The organism is Allobosea sp. GW821-FHT09G06 (genome assembly GCF_059416005.1).
In genome coordinates this window covers 805,870-818,438 of sequence record NZ_JBWKOI010000001.1, presented here as the reverse complement: position 1 = coordinate 818,438, position 12,569 = coordinate 805,870, and the positions used below count along the sequence as shown (strand labels likewise).

The window sequence follows — 12,569 nt, the reverse complement described above, 5'->3', positions numbered from 1 at the left end:
CTTGCAACGGGCACCGGTGCCGACGCCCCTTAGATGAGGCGGAACAAGGACGAGCTTCAGGCCGTCCCTGCATCGAGTGCAAGCAGGAAGCAAGACCAAAGCCGTCAGGCTTTCGGCAATCAATTTTCCGCGACGGCGCTGAGCGTAACTTGGACCGCGTGCCGGGCGACACCGTACCGATTTTCATCTCTGTTTCGCTTCCGATGTCGGCCATATGCCCAATCGGGACGTGAGAACCCCGCATTGACAGCGCGGTGACGGCAAAATCGACATCGCGGAAAGAGCATGAACACGCCGCCGGCTTTCCGGCTGACGCAGTGGAAGGCAAATTTCGGAGGATTAACCGTACGTTAATCGAAGCCTTTACTGCGGTTCTAAACTGAGCGAGAATTGGAGCATGCAGGATAGTAGGGGCTCCCGCATCTCCATCGCGATCGTCGATGACCATCCGCTTCTGGCGGAAGGCATAGCGGCCGTTCTGGCGCGGCGCGAAAACTATATTGTCGTAGAGACCGGCGTCAGTGCCGCGGATGTCGTCGGTATTCTCGGCAGGCGGATGTGCGACGTCGTGATCGTCGATCTGAACATGCCCGGCGATGTCTTCGCCGCGATCGCCGAACTGCGTGACATCGCACCAGCCTGCCGCGTGGTGGTCTTCACCGCCTCGACCGAGACCGAGCATGCCGTCAAGGCGCTCGGGGCCGGGGCAGCCGGCTATGTGCTGAAGGGAAGCAGTGCCGGCGAGCTGATCGATGCGGTCGATGCCGCGCTGCGCGGCGAAGTCTACATCACGCCATCCTTCGCGGCGAAGGTGATCGGCGCCCTGAACAACAAGGCGGCGGAGAAGCAGGCGGTCATCAGCACGAAGCTGAGCGTCCGCGAGGAACAGATCGTTCGCCTGCTGCTCTGCGGCAAGCAGAACCGCGAGATCGCACGTAGCCTCGATCTCAGCGAGAAGACGGTCAAAAGCTACATGACCAACCTGATGACCAAGCTCCACGCACGCAACCGGCTTGAGGTCGTCATCGCGGCACAGAAACTGAAGCCGGCCGACTTTTCCTCCGCCGGCCGCTGAAACAGGCGCCGCCACAGGTGCGGCTCACTCCACCTTCGTCCGCAGGGAGCGCCGGCGCACGGGCAGCAACACCGTGAGCAGCAAGCCACCCTGGGGTTGCTGCGTGATCGTCAGGCTGCCGCGCAAGGCCTTCACGCGGGTCTCAAGCCCCCGCAGGCCGAGGCGCGGCCGCTGCTGCGGCACGTCCGGCGGTGCTGCCTCGCCTCCCGGGCCGTCGTCCGAAACCATGATCTCCAGCGTCTCGGCGGCAAAGCGGGTCGCGACATGCTGGCCACGGCCCCGCGCATGCTTGTAGGCGTTCATCAGCGCCTCCTGGACGACGCGAAACGCGCAGAAGCGGATCGCTTCGGGCATCTGGTCCGGCAAGTCGCCGAGGCTGCGTGCAACGCCCGTTCCGGTCTGCTGCTCATGCCGCTTGATCGCGGCCTCGATCGTGTCGGATGGTGAGAGGTCCCGGATCTCAGGCAGAACCAGCCCGGCCGAGAGATTGCGCAGCTCGGCCAATGTCTGCTGGATCAGCCGCTCCAGCTGGCCTCGGAGTTCCGCCGGTTCGTCGGGAAGCCGCAGCATCAGCAGGCTCAGCATCTGGATGGGGCCGTCATGCAGGTCCGCGCCGATGCGGGCGAGGTAGATCTCATTCGAGACGGCGGCATCGAGCCGGGCCCGATCGGCCGCGCGGCGCAGCATGTTGTTGCGTCTCGCCAGAGCCGATGCGCGCGCGAGATTGGCCTCCAGCTGCGTCTGCTGCGAACTGATGATGCGGCTGGCACGGCGGATCGTCAGGTAAAGCAGGAAGCCGATGATGATCGCGACATTGAGGATCAGGAACCAGGTCGCATAGCGCAGCTGCTGGATCTCGCGGTCGAGCGACAGGCTGACTTCGTAGAATTCGCCGAAGCCGAGGATCCTGCTCGTGCCCGGCTTGTAGATGGGGGCGTAGGTTTCCAGCGAGTGCTGGCCGGGCTCCCCGTCACCATGGCTGTCGCCATGCGGGGAGACGACGACCTGCCCCCTCGACAGCTGGTCGAGCCGCGACGGCTGAAGCTGCGCGCCCTCCTTGGTCTTGCCGGTGCTGTAGATCAGCTTCCCTGTCCTGCTCCAGATCTTGATCATCGTGACGCGCTGGCCGAGGCGGCTGTCGGTGATCTGCGCCTTGATCCTGTCCTTGCTGTCTTCCGACAATGTGTCGGCATGTTCGAGTTCAAGGACATGCGGAGCCAGGAGGGCCTGGAGATAGTGGGCGCCGATCTCGGCCATGCCCTGCTCCCAGCCCATGCGGATGCGGCGCTCGACCCAGTATCCCAGGGTGAGCATCGACAACCCGACGACGAGCGAGGCGGCGATGGTGAAGCGGCGCTCCAGGCTTTGCGCAGCCCAGCGCGCCCGCAAGCCGTCCAGAAAGAGTACCGACCTTGGTCCGTATCCGAACCAGCCCAAGGTCGATGCAGCAGCCCTGTCTTTTGCCGCTGATTCTTCCTCGACCTTTCCATCTACCGCGCTTGGCATGGCTCAGGCACTCTGATGATTAACGAGTGGTTAAATCGGGGAACCGCCGCCGTCATTACGTACTGATTACGCAAGGCTCGATGCCTCTTGAAAGGCATCAATACAGTATCTTTCGTCGATTGTCTTCACGACATCGCTGCGGGAAATGATTTCCGCGGCCGGATTTTTGCGCGTCGCTTTTGAGGATCACGGCTATGGTCAATATCGTCAGGCACGATCTCGAATTCATCCTGCGCCAGATCAAGATCGCCGAGGCGCATTCCGGCGGAACGGCGCTCGACCAGATCTATGTCAACGCGGCCGGCGATGTCGTCGCGCAGGGTACGCCGGGTGCAGTGCTGGCGATTAGCCACCCCCTCGCCCCCTATGGCCTACGGACGGTCGATGGCAGCTACAACAACATGGTCGAGGGCCGCGACCAATGGGGCGCGGCCGACAATCCCTTCGCCCACCTGACCGACCCATCCTATCGCAACGACCTCGACGGTGACAGCATTCCTCTCGGCCAGAATGGCCCGCTCCTCACCAACACGAACTATGGTTCCTCCGGTTCCGTCGTCGACGCCGATCCGCGGCTGATCTCGAACCTGATCGTCGACCAGACCCTCGGCAATCCCGCAGCCGTCTACGCCGCCCTCGCGCATGCCGGCCTGAGCGGCAACGCGCTGAGCCAGGCGCTGACCGCGATCAACACCGCCTACCAGCCGGTCAAGGACGCCGCGGCCGCGCGGGCCGCGGCCAACGCGGCGCCCAACAATGCCACGCTCGATGCGGCGGCCGACGCCGCCGAGGCGGCCGCCGCCGCTGCCATGCCAGGGATTCTGGATCTCGCTGCCGACTACGGCATCGAGATGGAGGAAACGACCCACACCATCATTCTGCCGAACGTCGCGCCGGACGAAGGCCTGTCGGCGCCCTTCAATTCCTGGTTCACGCTGTTCGGCCAGTTCTTCGACCACGGCCTCGATCTGGTCGCCAAGCAGGGCGGTACGATCTACATCCCCTTGAGCCCGGACGACGCGCTCTACAACCCGGCCTCGCCCCAGACCAACTTCATGGTGCTGACGCGCACCACACCCGGCGCCGACAACCTGACGACGCCCTTCGTCGACCAGAACCAGACCTACAGCTCGACGGCGTCGAAGCAGCTGTTCATGCGCGAGTATGATTTCTCGACGGGCGTGCCGCTCGCGACCGGCAAACTGCTCTCCGGCGAGAGCGGGCTCGCGACCTGGAAGGACGTCAAGGATCAGGCGAAACTGCTCGGCTTCGACCTGACCGATGCCGATGTCGGCAATATCCCGCTCTTTGCCATGGACGAGTATGGCGAGTTCCTGCGCGGCCCCAACGGCTTCCCGCAGATCGTGATGGACCTAGGTGATGACGACGCCTTCGGTGGCGGCGACGATGTCCTCGTCGAGGGCAATCCCCTCTTGCTCGTTCCCACGACCGGAGCGCTGCGCACCGGCCACGCCTTCATCGACGACATCGCCCACAACGCCGTCTTCAAGGGCCTCGTCGATCCCGACCGGAATCCCGGCACGCCCAATTCCGTGATGCAGCAGCCTGACGGAGACAACGTCGCCGGCAATCCGATCATACCCAACGCGGCCGGCGTGGCCCTCACCTATGACGACGAACTGCTCGATGCGCACTACGTCACCGGCGACGGGCGCGGCAACGAGAATATCGGTCTCTCGGCGGTGCACCACGTGTTCCACTCGGAACACAACCACATGGTCGAGCAGATCAAGCAGAGGGCGCTCGAGGCGAACGACCTCGCCTTCCTGAACGAGTGGCTGCGCGTCGACGCGACCGCGCTTCCGGCGAATCCGGCCGCGATCGCCGCCTTGCAATGGGACGGCGAGCGCCTGTTCCAGGCCGCCCGCTTCACGACCGAGATGCAGTACCAGCACCTCGTCTTCGAGGAGTTCGCCCGCAAGGTCCAGCCGGATATCGACGCCTTCGTCTTCAATCCCTCGACCGACATCAACCCGGCCATCTTCGCCGAGTTCGCGCATGTCATCTATCGCTTCGGCCATTCGATGCTGCGCGAGGATGTCGCCCAGACCTATGCCGACGGCACGACGGGCGACCTCGCCCTGTTCGACGCATTCCTCAACCCGCTCGCCTTCGGCGGCGTGCAGCGCGACGCGAACGGAACCCCGATCCTCGGCGCGAACGGTCAGCAGATCGTGCTCGACCATGACCAGGCTGCCGGCGCGATCGTGCGCGGCATGACCAGCCAGGTCGGCAACGAGATCGATGAATTCGTCACGCATGTCCTGCGCAACCAGCTCGTCGGCATCCCGCTCGACCTTGCCGCGATCAACATCGCCCGCGGCCGCGATACCGGCATCCCCTCGCTGAACGAGGCACGCGCGCAGTTCAAGACGATAGCCAATGGCGACAGCCAGCTCGACCCCTATACGAGCTGGACCGACTTCGCCCTCAACCTGAAGAACCCGGCCTCGATCGTGAACTTCGTCGCGGCCTATGGCACGCACCAGACGATCACGAGCGCGACGACATCCGACGCAAAGCGCGACGCGGCGATGAAGCTCGTCTTCGGCGACGCGTCGCTGAACGAGGCTGACCGGCAGGACTTCCTGAACGGCCGCGGGCAGTACGCCGCGAAGCTCGGCGGCCTGAACGACGTCGATCTCTGGGTCGGTGGCCTGGCCGAGAAGAAGATGCCCTTCGGCGGCATGCTCGGCTCGACCTTCTCCTTCGTGTTCGAGCTGCAGCTCGAGAACCTGCAGAACGGCGACCGCTTCTACTATCTGTCGCGCGTCCAGGGCCTGAACTTCCTCAACGAACTCGAGAACAACTCCTTCGCCAAGATGGTGCTGAACAACACCGATCTCGGCGCGACGGGCTACGCCCTGCCCGGTGACATCTTCTCGGTTCCCGACCACGTCATCTATATGGATGCGCGCGACCAGGTGAAGTTCGCGGTGCCCGAGGCTGTCCACGAGGACCCGTTCCTCCAGGCGCTCTCGGCCTTCGTCGAGCGCCGCGACGCCAACGGCAACCTGATCGAATACCAGCGCAACCCGGACGGCACCTTCGCCAAGGACGCCGCCGGCAACGCTGTGCTCGCAGTCGGCAGCCTCGGCATCGGACAGGTCGCGCGCTCCGTGCGCGTCAACACCGCCGACCATCTCCTGATCCAGGGCACGACGGGCGATGACATCATCGTCGCCGGCGGCGGCGACGACTCCGTCTGGGGCCGCGAAGGCAATGACCGGATCGAGGCCGGCTACGGCGTCGACAAGATCCATGGCGGCGCCGGCGACGATATCATCACCAATAGCGGCACCGACATCGGTGAAGTCGACATGCTGCATGGCGAGGCGGGTGACGATGTCATCCACGCCGGCAGCGGCCTGGCGCTGGTCTTCGGCAACGAGGGCAAGGACGTCCTGATCACCGGACCGGACGGCAAGGAAGCCTTCGGCGGGCTCGGCGATGACTTCATCCTCGGCGGCGAGGGCGGCGACTTCCTGCTCGGCAACGAGGGCAGCGACTGGATCGAGGGCGGCGGCGGCTTCGACACGACAGCCGGCGACAACTCCGAGCTGTTCTTCAACTCGACCATCATCGGTCACGACGTGATGTTCGCCGGCACCGACGAGAATGATTTCGACGCCGAATCCGGCGACGACATCATGGTCCAGGGCGAAAGCGTGATGCGCAGCGAGGGCATGCTCGGCTTCGACTGGGCGATCCACAAGGGCAACACGCAGGCCGCGGATTCCGACCTCCTCGTCCCGATCTTCACCACCGACCAGCAGGACATCCTGCGCGATCGCTTCGACGCGGTCGAAGCGCTCTCGGGCTGGAACAAGGACGACCGTCTCTGGGGCGACAACCGCGGCGACGCGGATGCCGAAGCGGCTCCAGACGGCCCACCGCTCGCGGGAGCCGAGAACACGATGGTCGGCCACGAGCTCGACCAAGCCGGCATCGCGCGCATCACGGACCTCGACAAGATCGTCACAACCGATCTTCTCCGGCAGGTCAACTACATGGCTGATGGCTCCGGCGACCAGAAGCTTGCTTTCGTCGGCGGCAACATCCTGCTCGGCGGCAAGGGCAGCGACACCATCGAGGGCCGCGGCGGTGACGATGTCATCGACGGCGACGCCTGGCTCAACGTCCGCATCAGCATCAAGGATACGGCCGGAAACCAGCTCGCCACCGTCGACAGCCTGACGCAGACCCTCGACCTGCCGACAACGCACCCGTTCTACGGCCAGTGGCATGGCAAGGCGCTCAGCGAGCTGATGGTGAGCGGCGCCATCAAGCCGGTCCAGCTCAACATCGTGCGGGAGATCCTCGATTATGAGGATTCCGCTACCGCTGGCGTGGATGTCGACACCGCGGTCTTCGGCAGCAACATCGCCGAGTACGATATCGTGCGGGGAGCCGATGGAACGGTCACCGTCATCCATAGCCGCTTCGACGCGGGCACCAGCCTCACCCTCGTTTCCGACGGCAGCGACACGCTCAGGAACATCGAGAAGCTGCGCTTCGCGGACGGGACGGTCGATGTCGCGCTGGTCCTCGACCAGCCCTTCGAGCGCCTGAACATCGTGGCCACCAACGGCGACATCGGCAGGTTCGACGCCGTGTTCACTGGCCTCGTCGCCGGGCGCCCGGTCACGGTGCAGTGGCAAGTCCTCGACGCCAACGGCACGTGGCGGAACGTGGTCGGGGCGGACGGGACCGTGGCCAACGCACCCGGTGGCCCGGCGGGCGACCGCTTTACCCCGTCGAACCCGAATGTCGAGATCCGAGCCGTCGCGACCTGGACCAGCACGCTCCCGAACATCCCACCGACCCAGCGCACGCTGTCCGTCGAGACGGCCTTCATCGGCACGGCCGGGGACGACGACATGCCCGGATCGACGGCATCGAACGTGATCCTCGGCCTGGACGGCGACGACGACATCGAGGGCGATGCCGGCGTCGACACCATTGACGGCGGCGACGGAAACGACCGGATCGACGGCGGCGGTGGCGACGACATCCTGATCGGCAACGACGGCGACGACATCCTGATCGGCAGGACGGGCGACAACAGGCTCCAGGGCGGGGCCGGCGACGATGAGCTCTCCGGCAGCCACGGCAACGACACCCTTGATGGTGATGGCGGCACCGACACGGCCGTCGTCTCCGGACCGGTCGAGGCCTACACCTTCGAGCGCACCGGCGCCGTCATCACGGTCACCGACAACCTGGGCGTGGAGGGCGACGGACGCGACACCTTGACGGAGGTCGAGCTGCTCCAGGTCGGCGAGACCGACGTCTACGCCATTGGTGCGGCCGGCACGGCCGCCGTTGACATCGTGGTCGGCACCGCGGCGGGCGAGACGCTCGCGGGCGGGGCGGAGAACGACCTCGTCTTCGCCGCGGGCGGGAACGACACCGTCACCTGGCGTCCCGGCGACGGGCGCGATTTCGTCGACGGCGGCGCCGGCAACGACATCTTCCGGGTGCTCGACGGCTCGCTTCCGGTCCAGCAGCTGGGGCTCGCCGCGGCGCGCGCCCAGTTCCCGGCCCTGAGCTTCCGCGACGACACGCAGACCGTGGTGGTCCGCGGCGGCGTCGTCATCGCGGAGCTGAAGAACGTGGAGGCGGTGCAGGTCAACATCCAGGCGACCGGCGCCCCGATCGTCGTCGATCCGACCCCGACCAACGGGCTCGTGTCGCCGACCGAGGGCCTGTCCCTCAGCATCTCCACGGCCGGCATCGCGGACGCGAACGGCCTTGGGGCCTTCTCGTTCGGCTGGCAGGTCCTGGCAGCTGACGGCGTGACCTGGAACACCATCGCCGGCGCCACGGGGCAGAGCTTCACCCCGGGCCAGGCCCAGGTCGGCGCGGTCCTCAGGGCCCGCGTCAGCTTCACCGACGGCCAGGGCAACCCGGAGGAGGTGTTCTCCGCCCCCACCGGCGTCGTCGGAGACAATTTCACCGGCACGCCCCTGATCGGACTGAACTTCAACGGCACAGCCGGCGACGATATCGCCAACGGCGCCAACGCCGCGCTTCTCTCCAACGACACCATGAACGGGAACGGCGGCAACGACATCATCAACGGCCGCGCGGGCAATGACCAGATCACCCAGCTCAGCATCGACGGGCGTGACCGCGTCGACGGCGGCACGGGCACCGACACCTACATCCTGAACGGCGTCGCCGCGGCGGAGACCTTCAGCATTTACGCGCTGACCGCCGGGCAGAACGCCAACCTTGCCACCACGCTCGGGACGACCTTCGCCGCGACGACGGAGATCGTGATCACCCGCACCGTCGGCGCGACGACCACGGTGGTGGCCGAGCTCGACAACATCGAGGAGATCACCGTCAACACGTTGAATGTCTCCGCCAACGACGGCGGCGGCCCGAACCAGGGGCCGGCCGGGAACGACACCGTCGCGGTGTTCGGCAACTTCACCAGCACCAGCCTGAACTTCAGTACCATCACCATCAACGGCGCCGTGGGCGACGACACCGTCAACATCTCGGCGCTGACCTCGGCCCACCGCATCGTCTTCCGCTCCAACGGCGGCAACGACACGATCGTCGGCACCCTGCGGCCACAGGACGTGATCGAGGTCCCAGCCGGCACCGGCCTTGCCAACTACGTCTCGACGGTGAACCCGAACGGCACCACGACGCTGTCCAACGGTACGCACTCGATCACCTACCTATCGAGCGGGACGCCGGTGATCCGCGAGGAAGCGGACCCGCCGCGCGGCGCCTTCGAGATCACCCCGCGCGATCTCGAGGGCCTCGAGAGGCTGGTCAATGGCCAATTGCCCTTCCCCGACGACGACGATGCCGAAGGCGCGCTTGGACCGCGCGAGGTCTCCGGACACGGCAACAACGAGGACAACCCGTCCTCCGGACAGGCCGACACGCCCTTCATCCGGCTCACCGATGCGCGCTACGGCGCGGCCGACGCGGCGATCGGCAATCGTGGCCTCAACCCGATCTATGACGGGCTCGATCCCCGGGCCATCTCGAACATCCTGGGGGCGCAAGAGGCAGGCCTGCCGCATGCCGGCAACGACGCCAACATCTTCTTCATGGCGTTCGGCCAATATGTCGATCACGGCCTCGACTTCCTGCCGAAGAGCGCCGCCAACGGCACGATTCAGATCGGCGCGCCCGGCACCGGCCACCCCGGCCAGGGCAATCCGGCCGACCTGACCCGTGGCGAGGTCTACGCCACCGAGGGCGGCGTGCCGCAGCACCTCAACAAGACCTCGGCCTATGTCGACCAGAACCAGGCCTATGGCTCGCACAACCTCGTCACGCAGTTCCTGCGCGAAGGCGATGGCAATGGCGGCCTGACCTCGCATCTGCTGAAGGGAGCGCCCGACCCGTCGAACCCGACCTTCAGCCTGCTGCCGACGCTGCGCGAGGCGATCCAGCATCATTGGGTCAACAACACGGTCTTCCACGACCCGTCCCTGCCCGGCGGCCAGATCGCTTTCCGCGACTATTTCGTCGGACTTGTCGATGGCGGCGGCGCCATCAACCCGGCCATGATCCAGTCGGTGTCGTCCAACTTCATGGGTTCGGGTCAGGCCCTGCTGCTCGACAGCAATCCCTTCATCAGCCTGCTCGACCACTATGTCGCCGGCGATGGTCGTACCAATGAGAACTTCGCGCTGACCTCGATGCACACGATCTGGGCGCGGAACCACAATTTCCACGCCGAACAGCTCGAGGCCGCCGGGTTCGAGGGCACGGAGCAGGAGCTCTTCGACGCGGCCAAGATCATCAACGAAGCCGAATACCAGCGTGTCGTGTTCAACGAATACGCCGACACCCTGCTCGGCGGATTGCGGTCCCGCGACGGCGGCGGCGGCGACCACGGCCATGACGGCTACAATGCCGACGCCGATGCCGGCGTCAGCCACGAGTTCGCCGCGGCGGCCTTCCGCTTCGGCCACTCGCTGATCGGCCAGACCCTGACGGTGATGGACGCCAACGGGCAGCCCAAGCAGGTCAGCCTCGTCGACGCCTTCCTGAACCCGACCAACGCCGCCTCTGCCTTCCCGAACCCGCTGCCTCCCGGCTACGTGCCGCAGCCCGGCTACGCGCAATATGGCGTCGGCGCGATCCTGCAGGGGGTTGCGGGGCAGCCGGCCGAGGATGTCGACTTCAACATCGTCGACGCGGTCCGCAACGACCTCGTCCGCATCCAGGCGGATCTGTTCTCCTTCAACCTGGCCCGCGGCCGCGATGTCGGCCTGGGAACGCTGAACCAGATCCGCAACGACCTCGCGACCTCGACGAACTCCTATGTTCGGGAAGCGGTCGGGTTCGCCGGCAACATGTCGGCCTACCAGTCCTGGGAAGACTTCCAGCAGCGCAACGGCCTGAGCAACGCGGTCATCGCGCAGTTCAAGCAGGCCTATCCCGACCTCGTGCTCGACACGCCGGCGAAGCTCGCAGCCTTCGTCGCCGCCAACCCGGACATCCAGCTCGTCAACGGCAACACCGTGAAGGGCATCGACCGGGTCGACTTCTGGCTGGGCGGCCTCGCCGAGCAGCACGTCAATGGCGGCATCGTCGGCCAGACCTTCTGGGTCGTCCTGCACGAGCAGTTCGACCGCCTGCAGGAAGCCGATCGCTTCTACTACAAGGATCGTCTCGAGGCCTTCGACTTCTACGACGCCTTCATCGACGGCCAGGAGTTCTCCGACATCGTCGCCCGCAATACCGGCCTGACCGATCTGGCCGAGCATATCTTCGAGGTGGATGACGAGGATGACGCCGGCAATGGCGGCGAGGATGACGACGAGGACGATGAGGACGACGACGACACGCCGACCAATCCCGGCGATGACGACGAAGACGAGGATGACGACGACGAAGACGATGAGGATGACGAAGACGACGACGATGAAGATGACGATGACGATGAGGACGATGATGATCCGTCCTGCGGCTGCGACGATGATGACGAGGACGATGACGGCCCCGGCACGCCGGCGCCCAATCCGAACCCATCGACCGGCGGCGCTCTGCGCACCGGCACGGCCGCAGCAGACGTCCTGATCGGCACGGCCAATGCCGACAACCTCATCGGCCTGGCCGGCGACGACACCCTGATCGGTGATGCCGGTGCCGACGCGATCTCGGCTGGCGAGGGAGCGGACTTCATCGATGCCGGCGACGGGCGCGACGTCGTCTTCGCCGGAGCTGGCGACGATCAGGTCTTCGGCGGCGGCGGGGTCGACATGCTCTACGGCGAGGCCGGCAACGACCGGATCTTCGGCGGAGCGGGCAACGACCTGATCGATGCCGGCGCCGGCAACGACACGGTGGTTGCAGGCGGCGGCGACGACCGCATCATCGCGGCGACTGGCGACGGTGACGACACCTACTTTGGCGACGAGATCGACGGCGGAAACGGCACCGACACGCTCGATTTCGCGGCGATCACGGCAAACCTCACCGTCGATCTCGGCAACGGCCTCGGCGGGCGCGGCAGCGCGGCGAGCAGCCAGAGCGGCAGCGACACGTTGTGGAGCATCGAGAATGTCGCGACCGGCTCCGGCAGCGACGTGATCACGTCAAGCGACGCGGTGAACGTGATGGAGGGCGGTACCGGCAACGACACCTTCCGCTTCCTCAGCACGGTGGGCGCGGATGGCGACACGATCCTCGACTTCCAGCCGGGCGATCGCCTCGACCTCAGCGCCATCGACGCGGATGCAAGCCAGGCCGGCAACCAGAGCTTCACTCTGGCCAATGGCGGAAGCTTCACCACCACGGCGCAGCTCACGGTCACCTACGAGACCCGGACCGATGGCGAGTACACGATCGTCAAGGGCAACGTCGATGCGGCGACGGATGCCGAGTTCCAGATCAACCTGAAGGGCAGTCACAACCTGACGGCCAACAGCTTCATCGTCTGATCGAACCGGCAGCGGGTGGGCGGACCGAGGGGGCCGCCCACCCG

The 12,569-nt window shown here is 65.8% G+C and carries 3 protein-coding genes; 2 read left to right on the top strand and 1 reads right to left on the bottom strand.

Annotation, left to right across the window (positions count from 1 at the left end; genetic code table 11):
* Positions 1 to 397 precede the first annotated feature (397 nt).
* Positions 398 to 1,075 (top strand): response regulator, encoded by a 678-nt coding sequence (locus AC07NY_RS03880; RefSeq protein WP_494581955.1) that lies wholly within the window; start codon positions 398 to 400, stop codon positions 1,073 to 1,075.
* A gap of 24 nt (positions 1,076 to 1,099) precedes the next feature.
* Here AC07NY_RS03880 and AC07NY_RS03875 read toward each other — a convergent pair whose 3' ends face one another.
* Positions 1,100 to 2,464, bottom strand: coding sequence for a sensor histidine kinase (locus tag AC07NY_RS03875; RefSeq protein ID WP_494581954.1), 1,365 nt, complete (start codon positions 2,462 to 2,464; stop codon positions 1,100 to 1,102).
* Between the two features lie 311 nt (positions 2,465 to 2,775).
* Between AC07NY_RS03875 and AC07NY_RS03870 the strand changes: the two genes are divergently transcribed.
* Entirely contained in the window at positions 2,776 to 12,525 is a 9,750-nt protein-coding gene (locus AC07NY_RS03870; protein ID WP_494581952.1) for a peroxidase family protein, read from the top strand.
* Positions 12,526 to 12,569: the final 44 nt, after the last annotated feature.